The 19143-nt window shown below is 74.0% G+C and carries 16 protein-coding genes and 1 pseudogene; 5 read left to right on the top strand and 12 right to left on the bottom strand.

What is annotated here, in order from left to right:
- Positions 1-33: 33 nt before the first annotated feature.
- The 4 genes from thpD to ectA all read right to left on the bottom strand — a co-directional run bounded on the left by thpD (position 34) and on the right by ectA (position 3293).
- Positions 34-909, bottom strand: coding sequence for an ectoine hydroxylase (gene thpD / locus AC07DW_RS08150; protein ID WP_478856802.1), 876 nt, complete (start codon positions 907-909; stop codon positions 34-36).
- A 3-nt stretch (positions 910-912) separates the two neighbouring features.
- Positions 913-1311 carry an ectoine synthase gene (locus tag AC07DW_RS08145; protein ID WP_084901406.1) on the bottom strand — a complete coding sequence of 133 codons (399 nt, stop codon included), beginning with the start codon at positions 1309-1311 and terminating at the stop codon, positions 913-915.
- A 32-nt stretch (positions 1312-1343) separates the two neighbouring features.
- Entirely contained in the window at positions 1344-2612 is a 1269-nt protein-coding gene (ectB, locus tag AC07DW_RS08140; RefSeq protein ID WP_478856801.1) for a diaminobutyrate--2-oxoglutarate transaminase, read from the bottom strand.
- Positions 2613-2747: 135 nt separating this feature from the next.
- Positions 2748-3293, bottom strand: a complete 546-nt coding sequence (gene ectA, locus AC07DW_RS08135) for a diaminobutyrate acetyltransferase (protein WP_478856800.1) — start codon at positions 3291-3293, stop codon at positions 2748-2750.
- A 555-nt stretch (positions 3294-3848) separates the two neighbouring features.
- Here ectA and AC07DW_RS08130 point away from each other — a divergent pair.
- Positions 3849-4898, top strand: coding sequence for a LysR family transcriptional regulator (locus AC07DW_RS08130; protein ID WP_478856799.1), 1050 nt, complete (start codon positions 3849-3851; stop codon positions 4896-4898).
- Between the two features lie 49 nt (positions 4899-4947).
- On the opposite strand, the gene AC07DW_RS08125 is transcribed toward AC07DW_RS08130, so the two are convergent.
- Positions 4948-6051 carry a pyridoxal-phosphate-dependent aminotransferase family protein gene (locus tag AC07DW_RS08125; protein WP_478856798.1) on the bottom strand — a complete coding sequence of 368 codons (1104 nt, stop codon included), beginning with the start codon at positions 6049-6051 and terminating at the stop codon, positions 4948-4950.
- Between the two features lie 78 nt (positions 6052-6129).
- Between AC07DW_RS08125 and AC07DW_RS08120 the strand changes: the two genes are divergently transcribed.
- On the top strand, positions 6130-7215 hold the full coding sequence (locus AC07DW_RS08120; protein WP_478856797.1) for an amidohydrolase family protein: 1086 nt from the start codon (positions 6130-6132) through the stop codon (positions 7213-7215).
- Between the two features lie 143 nt (positions 7216-7358).
- Here AC07DW_RS08120 and AC07DW_RS08115 read toward each other — a convergent pair whose 3' ends face one another.
- Positions 7359-7925: a GNAT family N-acetyltransferase gene (locus AC07DW_RS08115; RefSeq protein ID WP_478856796.1), complete on the bottom strand. Its 567-nt coding sequence runs from the start codon at positions 7923-7925 to the stop codon at positions 7359-7361.
- Complete coding sequence (locus AC07DW_RS08110; RefSeq protein ID WP_478856795.1) at positions 7912-9969, bottom strand: penicillin acylase family protein; 2058 nt, start codon at positions 9967-9969, stop codon at positions 7912-7914. Before AC07DW_RS08110 ends, AC07DW_RS08115 begins: the two co-directional genes overlap by 14 nt.
- Positions 9970-10303: 334 nt before the next feature.
- On the opposite strand from AC07DW_RS08110, the gene AC07DW_RS08105 reads away from it, so the two are divergent.
- The 3 genes from AC07DW_RS08105 (at position 10304) to AC07DW_RS08095 (ending at position 13578) form a co-directional block, all read left to right on the top strand.
- Positions 10304-11251, top strand: coding sequence for an SCO1860 family LAETG-anchored protein (locus tag AC07DW_RS08105; RefSeq protein WP_478856794.1), 948 nt, complete (start codon positions 10304-10306; stop codon positions 11249-11251).
- Positions 11252-11374: 123 nt separating this feature from the next.
- Positions 11375-11761: a hypothetical protein gene (locus tag AC07DW_RS08100; protein WP_478856793.1), complete on the top strand. Its 387-nt coding sequence runs from the start codon at positions 11375-11377 to the stop codon at positions 11759-11761.
- A complete protein-coding gene (locus AC07DW_RS08095) occupies positions 11758-13578 on the top strand; it encodes a caspase family protein (RefSeq protein ID WP_478856792.1) in 1821 nt (606 codons plus the stop codon). Before AC07DW_RS08100 ends, AC07DW_RS08095 begins: the two co-directional genes overlap by 4 nt.
- 4 nt (positions 13579-13582) lie before the next feature.
- On the opposite strand, the gene cobC is transcribed toward AC07DW_RS08095, so the two are convergent.
- From cobC to AC07DW_RS08070, 5 genes and pseudogenes are all read right to left on the bottom strand, one after another.
- Positions 13583-14650, bottom strand: coding sequence for an Rv2231c family pyridoxal phosphate-dependent protein CobC (gene cobC / locus AC07DW_RS08090; protein ID WP_478856791.1), 1068 nt, complete (start codon positions 14648-14650; stop codon positions 13583-13585).
- A gap of 106 nt (positions 14651-14756) precedes the next feature.
- Positions 14757-15155, bottom strand: a pseudogene (locus tag AC07DW_RS08085) (cobalamin biosynthesis protein); the annotation flags it as partial.
- A complete protein-coding gene (locus tag AC07DW_RS08080; RefSeq protein WP_478856790.1) occupies positions 15143-16507 on the bottom strand; it encodes a cobyrinate a,c-diamide synthase in 1365 nt (454 codons plus the stop codon). The gene AC07DW_RS08080 and the pseudogene AC07DW_RS08085, both read right to left, overlap by 13 nt.
- Positions 16501-17109, bottom strand: a complete 609-nt coding sequence (gene cobO, locus AC07DW_RS08075; RefSeq protein ID WP_478856789.1) for a cob(I)yrinic acid a,c-diamide adenosyltransferase — start codon at positions 17107-17109, stop codon at positions 16501-16503. Before cobO ends, AC07DW_RS08080 begins: the two co-directional genes overlap by 7 nt.
- On the bottom strand, positions 17109-19130 hold the full coding sequence (locus AC07DW_RS08070; RefSeq protein WP_478856788.1) for a putative cobaltochelatase: 2022 nt from the start codon (positions 19128-19130) through the stop codon (positions 17109-17111). Before AC07DW_RS08070 ends, cobO begins: the two co-directional genes overlap by 1 nt.
- Positions 19131-19143: the final 13 nt, after the last annotated feature.

Below are 19143 nucleotides of genomic sequence, written 5' to 3'. Positions count from 1 at the left end.
GCCCCTCCACCCGTGTACCCGCCGCGCCGCGCCTCACCGCACCGGCGTGAAGTCCCGCGCCCCGATGAACTCCGGCCGGCGGACCGGGGCCGCGAACGGCTCCACCGCCGTGTTCTCCACGCTGTTAAACACGATGAAGACGTTGCTGCGCGGGAAGGGGGTGATGTTGTCGCCCGAGCCGTGCATGGCGTTGCAGTCGAACCAGGTCGCCGACCCCGCCCGGCCGGTGAACAGCCGGATGCCGTGCGCGTCCGCGAACCCGGTCAGCGCCTCGTCCGACGGGGTGCCCGCGTCCTGCATCTGGAGCGACTTCTTGTAGTTGTCCTTCGGCGTCTCGCCCGCGCAGCCCAGGAACGTCCGGTGCGACCCCGGCATGATCATCAGACCGCCGTTGGTGTCGAGGTTCTCGGTCAGCGCGATCGACACGGACACCGTCCGCATCCGCGGCAGCCCGTCCTCCGCGTGCCAGGTCTCGAAGTCCGAGTGCCAGTAGAAGCCCGAGGCGCCGAAGCCCGGCTTCACGTTGATCCGCGACTGGTGGACGTACACGTCCGAGCCGAGGATCTCGCGCGCCCGGCCCACCACGCGCTCGTCGCGCACCAGCCGCGCGAAGACGTCGCTGATCCGGTGGACCTCGAAGACCGACCGTACGTCCTGGGACTTCGGCTCGACGATCGAGCGCTCGTCGGCCCGGATCGCCGGGTCGGCGACGAGCCGGTCGAGCTCGGCGCGGTAGACGGCGGCCTCGTCCTCGGTGATCAGCTGGTCCACGGCGAGGAAGCCGTCACGCTCGAACGACTCCAGCTCCGGGGTGAGCGGCCCCCAGACGACCGGGTCCCGCCGGGGCGTGACCACCTCGGACGCGCCTCGGGTGGGGTACAGGTCCTGCAGGGTCGTGGTCGTCGTCATGGTTCAGCCCTCCTCGGTGAGCAGCGGGTAGACGCCGTTCTCGTCGTGGTCCTCCCGTCCGGTGACGGGCGGGTTGAACACGCACACGCACCGGAAGTCGGTCTTCGGGCGCAGGGTGTGGCGCTCGTGGCCGTCGAGCAGGTACATCGTGCCGGGCTCGATCCAGTGGGTCTCGCCCGTCTCGTCGTTGGTCAGCTCGGCCTCGCCCTCGACGCACAGCACGGCCTCGATGTGGTTGGCGTACCACATGGACGTCTCGGTCCCGGCGTACAGCACGGTCTCGTGCAGCGAGAAGCCGACCTTCTCCTTGGCCAGCACGATGCGCTTGGACTCCCAGGTGCCGGAGGCCGCCTTGACATGGCGCTCGGTGTTCTCGATGTCCTTGAACGATCGGACGATCACGGTGGTGCAACTCCCTTTCTTACGGGTGGGGGTCAGGCGGTCTCGCGGACCGCGCGGGCCAGCGTCCGCAGCCCCTCGTCGAGCTCGTCGGGCGTGATGGTCAGCGGCGGCAGCAGCTTGACGACCTCGCTCCGCGGGCCCGAGGTCTCCAGCAGCAGGCCCAGCTCGAAGGCGCGGGCGCAGACGGCGGAGGCGCGGGACTTGTCGGTGAACTCCATGCCCCAGACCAGGCCACGGCCCCGGAAGTGGGCGCCGTAGGCGGAGTTCTCGTCGCAGATGGCCAGCAGCGCCTGCTCGACCTGCTCGCCCCGGGCGATGGTCTGCTTCTCCATCTGGCCGTCGGCCCAGTAGCTGTCCAGTGCGGCGGTGGCGGTGACGAAGGCCGGGTTGTTGCCCCGGAAGGTGCCGTTGTGCTCGCCGGGACCCCACACGTCCAGCTCCGGCATGAACAGGCACAGCGACATCGGCAGGCCGTAGCCGCTGATGGACTTGGACAGGGTGACGATGTCGGGGGTGATGCCCGCCTCCTCGAAGGAGAAGAAGGCCCCCGTGCGACCGCAGCCCATCTGGATGTCGTCCACGATCAGCAGCATGTCCTGCCGGTCGCACAGCTCCCGCAGCGCCCGCAGCCACTCCGGCCGGGCGACGTTGATGCCGCCCTCGCCCTGCACGGTCTCGACGATCACGGCGGCCGGCTTGTTCAGCCCCGATCCCTGGTCCTCCAGGAGGCGCTCGAACCAGAGGAAGTCCGGCACCCGGCCGTCGAGGTAGTTGTCGAACGGCATCGGCGTGCCGTGCACCAGCGGGATGCCCGCCCCGGCGCGCTTGAACGCGTTGCCGGTGACGGCGAGCGAGCCCAGCGACATGCCGTGGAAGGCGTTGGTGAACGACACGATCGACTCGCGCCCCTTCACCTTGCGGGCCAGCTTCAGCGCGGCCTCCACCGCGTTGGTGCCGGTCGGGCCGGGGAACATCACCTTGTACGGGAGGTCGCGCGGCCGGAGGATCACGTTCTGGAAGGACTCCAGGAACGCCCGCTTGGCCGTCGTGGCCATGTCGAGGCCGTGGGTGATGCCGTCCCGCTCGATGTAGTCGAGCAGCGCACGTTTCAGTACGGGGTTGTTGTGCCCGTAGTTGAGGGAACCGGCGCCGGCGAAGAAGTCCAGGTAGCTGTGTCCGTCCTCGTCGGTGAGGCGGGCCCCCTGGGCGCGGTCGAACACGGCGGGCCAACCGCGGCAGTAGCTGCGCACCTCCGACTCCAGGGTCTCGAAGACGCTCAGGGCGGGCGGGGTGATGGTCACAGCGGTTCGTCTCCTCGGTGGGGGTGTCTCGGGCGTACGTGTCGGGCGGCGGGCGGCGGACGGCGACCGGGCGGTTCGGCGCGTCCGGGCGTGCGGCGATCGCGTGCCGGGCGATCGCCTGTCACACGACGGGTGTCAGGCGATCGGGCCGATGCGGTAGAGCACCTCGGGCTCGTGGGTCCCCTCGGGGAACAGCTCCCCGTCGAAGAGCACCTCGCGCTCCAGGGAGGCGCCCCGGCGCTCCGCGTACGACGCGAACAGCCGGTCGGACGCCGTGTTGTCCGGCGTGACGGTCGTCTCCACGGTGTCGACGCCCTGTCCGGCCACGCGCGCGGTCAGCGCGTCCAGCAGCACACCGGCCAGCCCCCGGCCGCGGTGTGCCTCGTCCACGGCGACCTGCCAGACGACGAGGGTCCGGGGGTGCTGCGGCCTGACGTACCCGGTGACGAAGGCGATGGGTTCCCCGTCGGCGCCACGCGCCACGAGGGACGTGCCGGCGAAGTCACGGCACCACAGGAGGTAGCTGTACGAGGAGTTCAGGTCCAGGACCTTGGAGTCGCGGGCTATGCGCCAGATCGCGGCTCCGTCCTCCACTCGTGGGGTGTCGATACCGATGGCCGGTGCGGCCGGTCGGTGGAATTCGTTTCGGGCACCTGCAAGGTCTGCTTGTGCGGCGGTCATGCGGATTGAACTTACCCAGCAATTTCTGAAATTGCATCGCCGGAAGGGGTTGGGTGAGCATCTGACCTGTGTTATCGCGCGGGCGCGAGCTCAACCGGGGAACGCCCGCAGGAGCCTGCCATTTGCCGGTATATGTACCGCCAAAACGGGCGTGATGTGGAGTCGATCACACCGGAGTGATCCACTCGGCGACTGCCCGGATTGACCTTGACGGCCTTATTGAAATCTCTGTGTTTAGCCTCGTCGATACGGGGCAGAAGAATGCGGGAAGCTATCCCCTATATAACACCCGTGGATATCCGGGTATCAATAGGAATTCTGCGTTCTGGTGAAGTGGATGTCCTGCGTTCCGGCCCGGGCCGGCCCCCTGGCCGCGCCATGTGCGCCGTGCTCCGCCGCGCCACCGGATGAGTCGTTCCGGTCTCCCCGTCCGTACCTGTGTTTCGACGCCGGGCGCGCGCCGGAAGACACACACGTAGGTGTCGGGAAGAAGAGCCGACCGGGAAGCGGTTGACGACCACAGTGATCATCAACGGTGATGGGTGGGGGCCAGAAGTGGAGCTGCGTCAGCTGGAGTGCTTCGTGGCGGTCGCCGAGGAGCTCGGCTTCGGCCGGGCCGCCGAGCGGCTGCACACCGTCCGGGCCGCGGTGAGCCGGCAGCTCGCCCTGCTGGAGGGGGAGCTGGGCCTGCGGCTGTTCGACCGCTCCGCCCGGCACCTGCGCCTCACGGCCGCGGGTGAGCGGCTGCTGCCCGAGGCCCGCGCCGCTCTCGCCGCCGCCGCCCGGCTCCGGGACACCGCGGCGGGCATCACCGCCGGGACCGAGGGGCTCGTCCGGCTCGGCACCTCCCGGTCCTTCGCCGACCGCGTCTTCCGCGCCCTCGACACGCTGGCCGCCCGCCGCCCCGGGCTGCGCGTCCGGTTGGAACGGGCGCCCCAGGAGGCCCGCCTCGCGGCCGTGCGCTCCGGGACGTTCGACGCCGCCCTGGTACGCGGCGTTCGGCACGCCGAAGGGGTCATCCTGCACCCGCTGTGGACGGACCCGCTGGTCGCCGCCCTGCCCGCGTCCCACGCGGCGGTGCTCGGCCTCGCCGACGACGAGCCCCCCAGCCTCGACCGGCTGGCGCGGCTGCCCCTGCGGCTCCCCCCGCGCGCCGCCGACCCCGACTTCCACGATCTGGTGACGGCCGCGCTCCCCGGCTGGACGCCCGGCCCGCCGTTCACCACGCTCCGGGAGACGCTCACCGAGCTCGCCGCCCACCCGGACCCCTCCTGGACCGTGTTCCACCCGGCCGGACCCCTCCCGCCGACCGGCCGGATCACGTTCCGCGCCCTGCCCGGCCTCACCGTCCCGGTGTCCCTCGCCGTCCCGGCCGGGCGCCCGCCCGCCCCGGCGGTCCGGGCCCTGCTCGACGCACTGGCCGCCACCGGGACCGACCCGCGCGGCCCGGGCGACCAGCGCGGCCCGGGCAGGGACGCCCCCGCGCCCGCAACGGCGCCCGCGCCTGCCCCCGCCCCCGTACCGGCGTCCACGCCCGCCTCCGCACTGGCGCCCGCCGCCGTGTGCGTGGGGCCCCTCCCGGAGGCCACGCCCCTGCCCCGGTGACCGGTCGCGCCCAGGCTTCGTGCCGGGTCAGGCCCCGACCCGTGCCGGGTCACGCCCAGGCTTCGGTGACCGCCCGGCGCGCGCCCGCCACGTCCACCGCCGCGCCGGTCAGCCGGCCCAGGGCCGCCCCGAGCGCCGCCACCGAGGACTCCACCACCTCCCGGTCCGCGTCCACCCCGTAGTGGTTGACCCGCACCATCTCCTTGGCCAGCGCCCCGCCGCCCGCCGCCAGGGGCAGCGAGGGGTCCGCGGCCAGGGCGGCGGCCACCAGCCCGGCGGCGTCCACCCCCGCGGGCGTGCGCAGCGTCGTCGCCACCGGGGCGGCGTCCCTCGCCTCGTACACGTACGGCTCCAGTCCGCCGCCGAGCGCGAGCACCCCGGCGCGGGTGGCCGCCGCCGCCGACGCGTGCCGGGCCATCAGCCTGTCCAGGCCCTCCGCCTCGATGCGGTCCAGGCACGCCTCCAGCGCCAGCATCTCCAGCTGCGCCGGAGCGTGCAGCAGCGCCTTGCGGCCGCCGTCGATCCAGCGCTCCTTCCAGTCCAGGAGGGAGAGGTACGAGCGGCGCGGCGCCGCCGGGTTGGCCGCGAACCGCTCCCACGCGCGCGTGCTGACCGACACGGCCGACACACCGGCCGGGCCGCCCATCGCCTTCTGCGCGCCGATGACGCACATGTCCACGCCCCAGGCGTCCGGCAGCACCGGCTCGGCGCCGATCGAGGCCACCGCGTCCAGGTGGAACAGCGCGCCGTGGGCCCGTACCACCTCACCGATCTCCGCGACCGGGTTGGTGTTGCCGGTCGCGGCCTCCGCGTGCACCAGCGACACGAAGTCGATCTCCGGGTTCCGCTCCAGCGCCTCGGCGATCTCCCCGGCGGTCACCGCCGTGTGGAACGGCACCTCCAGGTCCACCACCGTCGCGCCGCAGTCGTGCAGCCAGTCGCCGAAGGTCTGCCCGTACGGACCGGTCACCACGTTCAGCGCCGTCGAGCCGGGCCGCGCGCCACTGCGGATGCAGCCCTCCAGCGGCAGCAGCGCCTCGCCCTGGGTGATCACGACGTCCTGCCCGGTGTCCAGCAGCGCGGCCACGCGCCGCTCGATGGCCGCGAAGCGGTCGGCGGTCAGCGGGGGCAGGTCGAGGAGGGGGTGCGTCACGGGGCGGGCTCTCTTCCGGTGCGTTCACGTACGGGACTGCTCCGCCGAGCGTACTTCCGCCCTCGTAGAGTGCTGCACATGAGCGTGGTGCTGCATGTGACGGGGCGGGTGCTGGCGGGCCCGGAGGACGTACGGGACGAGCTGTGGGTGGTCGACGGGCGGGTCACCTACGACCGGCCGTCGCACGCCGGCGACGTCAGGAGGGTGCGGGGCTGGGCGCTGCCCGGCCTGGTCGACGCGCACTGCCACGTCGGCCTCGACGCGCACGGCGCCGTGGACGAGGCCACCAGCGAGAAGCAGGCACTCACCGACCGGGACGCGGGCACCCTGCTGATCCGGGACGCCGGGTCCCCGGCGGACACCCGCTGGATCGACGACCGCGACGACCTGCCGAGGATCATCCGGGCCGGCCGGCACATCGCCCGCACCCGCCGCTACATCCGCAACTACGCCCATGAGATCGAGCCCGCCGACCTGGTCGCGTACGTCGGCCGGGAGGCCCGGCGGGGCGACGGCTGGGTCAAGCTGGTCGGCGACTGGCTGGACCGCGAGACGGGGGATTTGGGCGCCTGCTGGCCGCGCGCCGAGGTCGAGGCGGCGATCGCCGAGGCGCACCGGCTGGGCGCCCGCGTCACCGCCCACTGCTTCGCCGAGGAGTCGCTGCGGGACCTCGTCGAGGCGGGGATCGACTGCGTCGAGCACGCCACGGGTCTGACCGAGGACACCATCCCGCTGTTCGCGGAGCGCGGCGTCGCCATCGTGCCGACGCTCGTCAACATCGCCACGTTCCCGAAGCTCGCGGACGGGGGAGAGGCCAAGTTCCCGCGCTGGGCCGACCACATGCGGCGGCTGCACGAGCGCCGGTACGACACCGTGCGCGCCGCGTACGACGCGGGCGTCCCCGTCTTCGTCGGCACCGACGCCGGCGGCTCCCTGGCGCACGGCCTGGTCGCCGCCGAGGTCGCCGAGCTGGTCAGGGCCGGCATCCCGCCCCTGGAGGCCCTGTCGGCGACGTCCTGGGGGGCCAGGGCCTGGCTGGGACGGCCCGCCCTGGAGGAGGGCGCCCCCGCCGACCTGGTGGTCTACGACGAGGACCCGCGCGCGGACGTCCGCGTGCTCGCGGCGCCCCGGCGGGTGGTCCTCGCCGGCCGCGTCGTCGGCTGACGGGGCGACGGCCCGGCCGGCCGCGCCACCGGGGCGGTGAACGGCGACCGGCCGGTCACCCGGCGGGGAACGGCGGGCGGGTGTTCACCGGGTGAGGACATGCCCCCGGCCGGTCACCCGGTGCGGAACGGCTCCCCGGGCGTTCACCGGCTGAGGAACATCAGCCGGGCGCGCTTCTCGGCGATGTGGACCTCGGGCAGCACGACCTCCGGCAGGACCACCTCCGGGCCCGTCTCGAACCCGGTGCGGACCAGCAGGGCGATCGCCTTGTCGTTGGCGGCGTCCGGTTCGGCGACGACCCGCTCGCGGCCCTCCAGCGCGTACGAGATCAGCGCCGACACCAGGTGCGTCGAGAAGCCGCGCTCGGGCGCGTTCGTGGGCGCGATCAGCAGGTGGACGCCGATGTCGCCGGGTCGGACGTCGTAGCACTCGCCGACCCGGTCGGCCTCCGGCTCGTACGTCTGGAAGAGCGCCACCGGCACGTCGCCGCGGTACACGAGGAACGCGTGGTGCGTGGTGAGCGAGTCGAGGTGGGCGTAGACCTCCCGCACGTCGTCGACGGTCGTCTCCCGCATGCCCCAGAACCGGGCGCGCTCCTCGCCGACCCAGCCGTGCAGCAGCTCCGCGTCGCGCTCCGGGTCGACGCGGGCGAGACGGACCGTCCCGAAGCCGTCGACGGCCCGCTCGTACACGTACTCAGTCGTGGTCATGGTGTTCCTCGTGCTCCTCGGTGAGCTGGTTCCAGTCGGTGACTACGGCGGCCAGTCCGCCCCGTAGCCACAGGGGCAGTTGGTCGCGCCGGTGCGGGTCGCCGGGGATGCCCGAGGCGCCGAAGGGCACCACCCACAGGCTGTCCTCGCGCCGCGCCAGGTCCCAGACGTAGCGGGCGGCCGGGCCGCGGGCGCTGAGGTCCGTGACCCCCGGGACGCTGGAGGTGGACAGCACGCAGTCGTGGTCGCCGTCCAGGCCGGGCCAGGTGTCGGCGGGGTCGGGCAGCGCGGCCCAGGGCGCGAGGCGGTGCGTGGTGCCCCAGGGCTCCGCCGGAGGGGCCGCGGCGACCTCCTCCACGGCGTCGCGGACCGCCGCCGACCGGTCGGCCTCCGGTACCGGCCCGCCGGTGAGCAGTGTCTCCAGGGCGTAGGCCACGCGCGGAACCAGGGCCAGCCACGGCTGGAAGAGCGCCGGGTACGCGGGCGGTTCGGCCAGCACCGCGAGCGCGGGGTGCGCGGCGAGACGGCGCACGACCGCGCCGCGTACGGCCGCGAAGAGGGCCGCGTCCGTACTGCCGGCCGCCATCCGGCGGTTCCAGCACAGCAGCCGGTCGCGCAGCTCGCGGGCGTGCGGGCTCAGGCCGGCCAGGCCGGCCACCAGCGACAGCAGGTGCCGCGCGGAGGCCAGGTGGGTGTCCATGTGGACGGCCGCCATGTCGGGGCCGGTCCAGTCCTTGCGCCCGTCCAGCAGGTGGGCGATGCGCTGGGCCCGGTGCGGTGGCGCGAACTCCACGCCCAGGGGGCCCGCGATCCCGCGCGCGTTGGCCATCACGGCCACGCCGTCGACCGGCTCGCGGGGCATCGGCTCATGGGCGCCGTGCCACTCGTGGCCGGGCTCCCAGGCGGGGACGACCCGCAGCCGGTTGTCGTGGCGGCGCAGCGGGACGTGGCCGGCGACCCGGTGGAGGGTGCCGCCCCGGGTGTCGGCGGCCTGGACGACGTTGACCGGTTCCACCCAGGGGTCGAACGCCCGGTCGACGTCCGCGACGGTGCGGGCGGCGAGCAGCGCGGGCAGGGTGGCGAAGCCCAGCCGGTGCGTGACCCGGGGCGGGTACCGCAGGCTGATCACGTCGTCCGGCCCGTCGACGACCACCGGTCCGCGCTCGGTCTCCACGACCTCCACGGTGACCGGCTCGGCGCCCTTCACCTCGATGGTCTCGGTGTGCGCGCGGGCCGGCGACCAGCCGTCCGGCCCGAGCGCCTCCACCCCGCCGTCCCCGGTGCGGCGCAACCGCTCCCGGTACAGGTCCTGGTAGTCGGCCATGGCGTTGGTGATGGCCCAGGCGACCGTGCCGGTGTGGCCGAAGTGGGCCAGACCGGGTACACCGGGGACGGCGAGCCCGACGACGTCGTACTCGGGGCAGGCCAGCCGGATCTGCTGGTACACGCCGGGAGCCTCGATGAACCGGTGGGGATCGCCCGCGATGAGCGGCGCCCCGGTCGCGGTGCGGTCACCGGTCACCAGCCAGCCGTTGCTTCCGGCGGTGCCGGGGGCGTCGGTGGCGAACAGCTCGGCGTACTCCTCGCCGAGCCGGCGGGCGACGTGGTCGCGCCACAGCTTGGTGGGGAAGCCGGCGAAGAGGATGTGCGTCGAGAGCCAGACGGCGAGCGGGGTCCACGGTTCCCACCGCCCGGGGGCCAGCCCGGTGGCGGCGAACTCGGGGGAGCGGCGGGCGCCGGTCGCGAGCCCGGCGTTGACCCCGTCCACGTAGGCGCGCACCCAGGCGCGGGTCGGCTCGTCGAGCGCGTCGAAGCAGCGACGGGCGGTGTCGGCCAGGCGGGCGCGGCGGGCGAAGACGTCCCAGTCGAGGGCCTCGGCGCCCAGGAAGGCGGCCGTCGTGCCCTGGGCGCGGTGCCGCTCGACCTCCAGCTGCCAGGCCCGGTCCCGGGCGGTGACGCGCCCCTGCGCGTGGCTGAGTTCGTGCGCGTCGGCGGCGCGGAGATGCGGGATGCCCCAGGTGTCCCGGTAGACCTCGATGCTCACTCTTGTCCCGATCTCTTTAGGTTAGGCTGCCCTAACTTAAGGCACGGTCGTGCGAGAAGCAATCCGAGGGCGCGTTGACACCCCGTGACGAACCGGCGGCCGCCATCGTTGGCCATCCTCCGTGCCGCCGTGGGGCGAGTGGGGATGCGGCGAACATCCGTGCCGGAAGATTCGAATATGCGAACGGAAACCCCCCTTTGGGGTGAACTCACGTCAGGTTCACGCCCCTTCACTCTCCGTGCGTAAAGATTCCGGTGTCCCGGCGTCGTCCCGCTCATGCGTTCCCCATGGGCCGGGTTCGCGACGCCATGTCTCCTGTGGGGGTTCCACCACCGTGAACAGCACCACCCTGCGCCTGCCCACCCGCCGCCGCACCCTCGCCGCGGCCGCCGTCGCGGCGCTCGCCGCCGGCCCCGTACTCCTCGCCGTGCCCGCCGCGCACGCCACCGGGGGAGAAGGGCGGGCGAGCGCCGTCGTCCTGCGCACCGACCTGGACGTGGCCCTGCTGAACAAGACCGTGCACGTCCCGCTCACCGCCGCGCTCAACGAGGTCCAGGCACCCGCGAGCGCCCGGAGGACGGCCCTCGCCGTCACCCTCGACGGCGTCGATGGGGGCAGGCCGGTCAGCGTCCTCAAGGCCGACGTCGCCACCGCCGACGCGACCGCCGACCAGCGCCGCGCGGAGGGGCGCACCGAACTCGCCCACGCGAAACTGCACGTCCCCGGCCTGCCCCTGCTGTCGCTGATCGAGGTCGAGAAGGTCACCTCCCGCGCGCTGTGCGAGGCGGGCCGGCGGCCGGTCGCCGAGGCGAACCTCCTCGGCCGCGTCACCGTCCTCGGCAAGCGCGTCACGCTCACGGCCGGCGGGCCGGCGAAGGTCGAGGTCCCCGGTGTCGGCGAGGTGACGCTCGACCTGTCGAAGACCCGCACCACCTCCCGTACCGCCGCCGCCACCGCCCTGGCCCTCACGGTGTCGGTGAACCCGCTGAAGGCGAACGTCGCCGACGTCACCGGCACGGTCACGCTCGCTGAGGCCACCTGCGAGTCCCCCGTTCCCACCGAGGCGCCCGCGTCCCCCGAGGCGCCCGCGAAGCCCGCCGGGGCCGAGCCCGCCGGCGTACGGCCCCAGACGGCCGGCGACCCCCCGGAGGCCAACCTCGCCGAGACGGGCGGCAGTTCGTCGACGCCCTACCTGGCGGGCGGCTCCCTCGCCCTGCTCGTCGCCGGTGCGGGCGCCCTGGCCCACACGCGCCGCGCCCGCGCGGCCCGCGCCCGCGGCTGACGCGGCGGTGCACGGCGCTCCCGGGGGGCGCCGTGCACCGGCCGGAGATTCTTGCGGCGGTGCCGATATGCGCACAGACTGGAGGGAGGGAAGCTCGCCCCTCATGCAGAGAAGGGGGCTCCCATGGACAGGCAGTTGCAGATTCACCTATTCGAGGAAGGAAGCGATCCCGAGCGGATCGACCGGATGACCGGACATCTCCGCCGGGAACTCCTCCAGCTCGAAGTCGACGACGTGGAGACCCTCCCCGCCGAGGAAATCCCGGCCGGTGCGCGGGCTTTCGGGCCGATGGAGATCGGCGCGCTGCTGGTCACCCTCGGGCAGTCCGCCACCGCCCTACGGCAGGTCGCCGGCGTCCTGCACGGCTGGTGGTCCCGGTTCCAGGAAGCACGTCCGTCCCTGCGGCTGACGATGGACGGCGACGTGCTCGAACTCTCCGAAGCGTCCCCGGACCACGTCGCCGAGGCCTTCGAAGCGTTCATCAGCAAACACTCCACCGTCGGGGCATGACCCGAGGCACCGCCATGAACGACTCCCGTCACGCCCTGATCGTCGCCAACGACGACTACCAGGAAGGCGGCCTGCAGAAACTCTCCTCACCCGCCGCGGACGCCGAGGCGCTCGCCGAGGTTCTGGGGGATCCGCGCATCGGGGGGTTCGACGTCCACGTGGTGCGCAACGAGCCGTCCCACGTCATCCGCATGCGCATCGAGGACTTCTTCGCCGATCGCAAGCGGGACGACACCTTGCTGCTGCACTTCTCCTGCCACGGGTTGAAGAGCGAGTCGGGGGAATTGTATTTCGCCGCTCCCGACACCCGCCCGAAGCGCCTCAAAGCGACGGGAATCGCCTCGGAGTTCGTCCAGACCTGTATGGCCGACACCCGGGCCCGCACCACCGTCCTGTTCCTCGACTGCTGCTACGGCGGCGCGTTCTCGCCGGGGACGGTCGCCCGCGCGGCCGGTGACGCCCATGTCCTGGAGAACTTCGCCGGCGAGAAACTCGGCGGCGAAGGACGCGGATGGGCCGTCGTCACCGCCTCCGACTCCATGCAGTACGCCTTCGAGGGCGCTCGGCTCGCCGACGAGGCGGACCCCAAGCCGTCCGTCTTCACCAGCGCGTTGGTGGCCGGCCTCGCCACCGGGGAAGCGGACCGCAACGAGGACGGCAAGGTCTCCCTCAACGAGCTGTACGACTACGTCTTCGAACAGGTGCGGCGGGAGAACCGGAACCAGACCCCCAGCTGCAAGTCCGACCTGCGCGGCGATCTGTACCTCGCGCGCAGCGAACGGCGCCGGATCGTCCCGGCCCCCCTGCCGGAGCAACTGCGCGCCGCGCTGGCCAGCGAGGAGATGTTCACCCGGCTCGGCGCCGTCACCGAACTGAGCAACTGGATGAGGCACCGGGACCTGCCCGTCGCCGCAGCCGCCCGTCAGGCGCTCGAGCACGTGGCGCGCAATGACATCCACGCCGTGGCCGAACAGGCGAGCGCCGCCCTCGGCGAGGTGCGGATCACCCCCGACCCGGCCGCCCTGCGCTTCGACCCGGTGGACCAGCACACGACGCCGCCCCGGCAGCATGTGCGCCTGCTCGGTCCACCGCTCGCCCGCCACTGCACTCCCCGCACCGCGTGCGACTGGCTGCACGCGACCCCGTCCGGGGCCGGCTTCGACGTCACCGTGGACACGGCCGCGCCGGGGCCGCTGAGCGGAGACCTGCTGCTCAAGGGCTTCGTGGGGGAAACGGCGATCCACGTGGAGGCGGAAGTACGGGCCGGGGCCGAGACGGTGCCGACCGACGTTCCGCCGCCCGAGCCCGAGCCACCGCGGCCCCCGCCCAGGCCCCCGGCACCACCCCCGCCCCCGCCGCTCGGCCACGAGCCGCCCCAGCCGCTCGGGCACGAGCCGCCCCCGCCCGAGCCCCGGCCGGCCCCGCCGACCCCGTCACCCGGCCCCAAGGCGTACCGCGCCCCCGCGTTCGCCGTCACCGCTCTGGCGTCGGCCGTCGCCGCTCTCGCCGTCGGCATCAAGGCGGCCGTCGAGGCGCTCCGGCTCGTGCGGGCGGGGGAGACCTGGGCCGGCGTCCAGAGTCACCTCGCGCGCGAGTCCACCCGCGACCTGGTGATCTGCCTGGTCCTGACGCTGCTCGCGCTGATCCTCGTCGGCGTCGCCCGGCACGACCTCCGCGCCTCGCCCGGCCTCTACAGCAGACAGCGGGCAGCCGCCACCAGCCTGCTCGACTGGTCCGCGAAAGCCCTCGCCCTCCCGGTGTTCGTCCTGGCACTGCTGGGCGTCATCGCCATCATGATCGCCGCCAACATCACCTGACGCCTCAGCGTCCCCCCGCGTGCCCGGCCATCACCAGCGCCTGGTCCAGGGCCTGGAGGAACCGGTTCGTCGTCGCCCGGTCCCGGACCGCGAGCCGCAGCCACTGCGGCCCGAGCCCCGGGAAGGTATCGCCGCGCCGCGCCGCGAACCCCAGCGACCGCAGCCGCTCCCGCACCACGTCCGCGCCCTCCATGCGGACCAGCACGAACGGGCCCTCCGCCGCCGTCACCGTCCGCACCTCGTCGAACTCCGCCAGTCCCGCCAGCAGATGGGCCCGCTCCACCGCGATCCGGTGTGCCGCGTGGTCCGCCTCCGCCAGCGCCGCCCGCGACATGCACGCCTCGGCGGCCGCCAGGGCCGGCGACGACACCGGCCACAGCGGCTGCGCCCGCTCCAGCGCCGCCACCGTCTCGGGACCGGCCAGCACGTAGCCGATCCGCAACCCGGCCAGGCCCCACGTCTTGGTGAGGCTGCGCAGCACCACCAGACCCGGCAGGTCCGTCCGTCCCGCCAGCGCCTCCCGTTCCCCGGGCACCGCGTCCATGAACGCCTCGTCCACCACCAGGGTCCGCCCCGGACGGGCCAGCCGCGCCAGCAGGGCGGCCGGGTGCAGCACCGACGTCGGGTTCGTCGGGTTGCCCACCACCACCAGGTCGGCGTCCTCCGGAACCGCCTCCGGGTCCAGCCGGAACCCGTCCTCCTCCCGCAGCAGCACGCGCCGCACCTCGTGCCCCGCGTCCCGCAGCGCCGACTCGGGCTCCGTGAACTGAGGGTGCACCACCACCGGCCGCCGTACCCGCAGCGCGCGGGCGAGCAGCACGAACGCCTCCGCGGCCCCCGCCGTCAGCAGCACCCGCTCGGTGGGCAGGTCGTGCCGCGCCGCCACGGCGGCCCGCGCCGCCCGCCCGTCGGGGTAGGCCGCGAGCCCGGTCAGCGAGGCCGCGATCCGTTCCCGCAGCCAGTCGGGCGGGGTGTCGGCACGGACGTTGACCGCGAGATCGGTCAGTTTCTCGTCCCGGACCTCCGCGTCACCGTGGTGCCGCAGATCGTGAGTGTCGGTGTGCGTATACATGGCCGCCAGCGTGGGTGAAGTGGGGGGTGGGGGACGGGAGACGCGAGGTCTCCCGGAAGCGCTCCATGAACAGGGTCTAACACTCCGGTGTCTCCCCACCGGTGTACCCGTGACCCACATTCAACAATCGCCTGCGCGCGACCGCGCATGTCACCCGCTCCTCCGCCGACGTCCGCTTCGGTACGAGGAGTTCGCCGCCGCCCGCCAGCGCCGCCGCCTCCGCCACCGACGGCGTTCCGACGGCCGCCAGCACCGCGTCCGACGGACGCGGTACGGCGACCAGGGCCAACTCCCGCGCCGGGTGGGCGCGCAGCGGCACGCCGAGACGGGCCGCCGCCTCGACGATCCCCGCCTCGCCCGCCTTGGAGTCGACCGTCGCCAGCTCCGCCACGGCCGACAGGGGCAGCCCCGCCTCCCGCAGCGCCACCCCGATCAGCCCGAGCACCGAACGGGCGGACACCCCCCGCCCGGCGCCCACACCGACCACCACCGTCATCGCGCGCAGTGCTCCACCAACCGCCGCGCCGTCTCCGGCGCCACCGCCCAGTGCGTGTGCACGTAACTCGCGTGCACACCGCCCCGGACGAAACCCTCCACGCTCCCCCGAGCCCCTCGAGCAGGGGGGATCCCCACCGGCTGCCGCAGCCCCCAGGCGGGTGCCTCGCCGGCGCCCGGCTCGATCACCGTGCGGTGGAACTCGTGCCCCCGCATCCGCGTCCCGGCCACCGCCAGCGGACTGTCGCTCAGGGCCACCGCGTCCCGGTACCCCAGCGTCAGCCGCTGCGTCATCCGCGCGTCCGCGTCCAGGACGCCGCACATCGGCTGCCCGTCCAGCGAGCGCGCCAGGTACAGCAGTCCGGCGCACTCGGCGGCCACCGGCGCCCCGGACGCCGCCAGCTCCGCGACCGCCTTCCGCAGCCGGGCGTTGGCCGACAGCTCGGAGCCGTACACCTCCGGGAACCCGCCGCCGATCACCAGTCCGCGGGTGCCCTCCGGCAACCTCTCGTCCCGCAGCGGGTCGAACGCCACCACCTCCGCGCCCGCCGCCGTCAGCAGCTCCGCGTGCTCGGCGTACGAGAAGGTGAACGCGGCACCCCCGGCGACCGCCACGACCGGCCGCCCGGCGACCGGCTCCAGGGACGGCTCCCAGGGCGCGTCCGGCAGCGGCGGCGCCGACCGCGCGAGCGCCAGCAGGGCGTCCAGGTCGCACCCCGCCCGCACCTGCTCCGCCTGCGCCGCGACCGCCTCCACGGCCGCCGCCTGCCGCTCGGCGACCGGCACCAGACCCAGGTGCCGCGACGGCGTCGACACGGCCGGCGCCCGCCGCAGCACGCCCAGCACGGGCACCCCCGACTCGCCCAGCGCCTCCCGCAGCAGGTGCTCGTGCCGGTCGGTGGCCACCTTGTTGAGGATCACCCCGCCGATCCGCACCTCCGGGTCCCACGAGGCGAAGCCGTGCACCAGCGCGGCCACCGACCGGGACTGCGACGAGGCGTCCACCACCAGCACCACCGGCGCCCTCAACAGCTTGGCCACCTGCGCCGTCGACGCCAGCTCGCCCTGGTCGGCGGCACCGTCGTACAGGCCCATCACGCCCTCGACGACCGCCAGGTCGCAGCCGCGCGAGCCGTGCGCGAAGAGCGGCGCGACCAGGTCCGTACCGCACATGTAGGCGTCGAGGTTGCGGCCCGGGCGGCCGGTGGCCAGCGCGTGGTAGCCCGGGTCGATGTAGTCGGGCCCCACCTTGTGCGGGGACACCGCGAGACCCCGGCCGGCGAACGCGGCCATCAGGCCGGTCGCCACCGTGGTCTTGCCCGCGCCCGACGACGGCGCGGCGATGACGAGACGTGCTACCACTCGATGCCCCGCTGGCCCTTCTGACCCGCGTCCATCGGGTGCTTGACCTTCGACATGTCGGTGACCAGGTCGGCGAACTCGCACAGCTCGGCGGGCGCGTTGCGGCCGGTGATCACCACATGCTGCCGGCCGGGCCGGTTCCGCAGCACCTCGACCACCTCGGCGGTGTCGATCCACCCCCAGTGCAGCAGGTACGCGAACTCGTCGAGGACGTAGAACGTGTACTTCTCCTCGGCGAGGTCGCGCTTGACCTGCTCCCAGCCCTCGCGCGCCTTGTCCTCGTGCGACTGCTCGCCCTCGGCGACCTCGCGCTGGATCCAGGACCAGCCCTCGCCCATCTTGTTCCAGGTCACGGTCCCGCCCTTGCCGGTCTCGCCGAGCGCCTTCAGGGCGTTCTCCTCGCCGACCTTCCACTTGGCGGACTTGACGAACTGGAAGACCCCGATCGGCCAGCCCTGGTTCCAGGCGCGCAGCGCCATGCCGAAGGCGGCGGTCGACTTCCCCTTGCCGACGCCCGTGTGCACCATCACCAGCGCGCGGTTGCGGCGCTGGCGGGTGGTGAGTCCGTCGTCCGGTACGACGGTCGGCTGTCCCTGCGGCATTAAGCGGCCCTCCCGGTAGTTGCTCTGACATCCCTGACGAGACCCGCGATGGCGTCCGCCCGCAGCTCGTCCAGTGTGACGGCGGTGCCGCCCAGGCGACCGGCCAGTTCGGCGGCCATGCCCAGGCGTACCGGACCGGTCTCGCAGTCCACGACCACGGACGCGGTGCCCTCCGCCGCGTGCAGCCCGGCCGCCCGCGCGGCCAGCGCCACCGGCTCCGGCCCGCCGGTCGCCCGGCCGTCCGTGACGACGACCAGCAGCGGGCGGCGCGCCGGATCGCGCAGCCGCTCCACGCGCAGCACGTCGTGCGCCTTCAGCAGCCCGGCCGCGAGCGGGGTGCGCCCACCGGTCGGCAGCTGCTCCAGCCGGACGGCGGCGGCGTCGACCGACGACGTCGGTGGCAGCGCGAGGTCGGCCGACGAGCCCCGGAAGGTCACCAGCCCCACCTTGTCGCGCCGCTGGTAGGCGTCCAGCAGCAGCGACAGCACGGCACCCTTCACGGCGCCCATCCGCTGCCGGGCCGCCATCGAACCGGACGCGTCCACCACGAACAGCACCAGGTTCCCCTCGCGCCCCTCGCGCGTCGCCTGCCGCAGATCGTCCCGCCGGACGACCAGCCCCGGCCCCGACCGGCCGCGCGCCCGCTGGTGCGGGGCCGCCGCCTGCACGGTCGCCGCCAGGTGCAGCTTGGTCAGCGCCCCCCGCGGCCGCCGCGCCCCGGTCGTCCTGCCGTGCTCGGTACGCGCCCGGGAACGGCGCCCCGCCGCGCCGTCGCCCAGGCCCGGCACGCTGAGCACCTTCGTGCGGAACGGCTCGGCGGCCTTGACGGGCGCCTGCTCGCCCCCGCCGGGGCCGGGCGCGGGCGCCGGGGCGGGCGCCTCCTCGGGCGCGGCCGGCTCACCCCCGTCGGACCCACCGCCGTCCGGCTCACCGCCCTGCGGGGGTACGCCGCCTCCGCCGGGCCCTCCGCCGGGGCCCTCCGGCCCGGGGTCCGGGTCCGGGTCGTCGTCCCCGCCGAACTCTTCAAGCGTCTCGTCCAGCTTGTCCTCGTCGAGCCCCGGCGCGTCGAACGGGTTGCGCCTGCGCCGGTGGGGCAGCGCCAGCAGAGCCGCCTGCCGCACGTCGCCGGACGTGACGTCCGTCCGCCCCTCCCACGCGGCCAGCGCCGTCGCCGTCCGCGCCATCACGATGTCGGCACGCATGCCGTCCACCTCGAACGCCGCGCACGTCGCGGCGATCTGCCGCAGCGCCGCGTCGCCCAGGGTCACCTCCGGCAGCAGCGCCCTCGCCGCCGCGATCCGCTCCCGCAGCGCGGCCTCCTCGCCGGCCCACCGCGCCGCGAAGGCGGCCGGGTCGTCGTCGTACGCCAGCCTGCGCCGCACCACCTCGACCCGCTGGTCGGGCTCCCGCGAGGCGGCCACCTCCACGGTCAGCCCGAACCGGTCCAGCAGCTGCGGACGCAGCTCGCCCTCCTCCGGGTTCATCGTCCCGACCAGCAGGAAGCGGGCGGCGTGCCGTACGGAGACGCCCTCCCGCTCCACGTACGAGGCACCCATGGCGGCCGCGTCGAGGAGGTGGTCGATCAGGTGGTCGCTCAGCAGGTTGACCTCGTCGACGTAGAGGATGCCGCGATGTGCCTGTGCCAGCAGCCCCGGCTCGAACGCCTTGACGCCCTCCGCCAGGGCCCGCTCGATGTCGAGGGCACCGACGAGGCGGTCCTCGGACGCGCCCACGGGCAGCTCGACCATGCGGGCGGGGCGGGACGTGGCCGTACCGCCCTCGTGCGGGCCGTCGGGGCACTGCGGGTACGGCGCGGCGGGATCGCAGCTGAAGCGGCAGCCCGGCACGACCGTCACCTCCGGCAGCAGGGCCGCCAGGGCGCGCACCGCCGTGCTCTTCGCCGTGCCTTTCTCGCCGCGGACGAGGACACCGCCCACCGCCGGGCTGACGGCGTTGAGCAGTAGCGCCAGCCGCAGATCGGCCATGCCTACGACGGCGGTGAAGGGATAGCGGGCGCTCATGCTGTGATCACTC

It is taken from the genome of Streptomyces sp. NPDC045701, from assembly GCF_056432045.1.
This window is presented reverse-complemented; position numbering and strand designations above follow the sequence as displayed.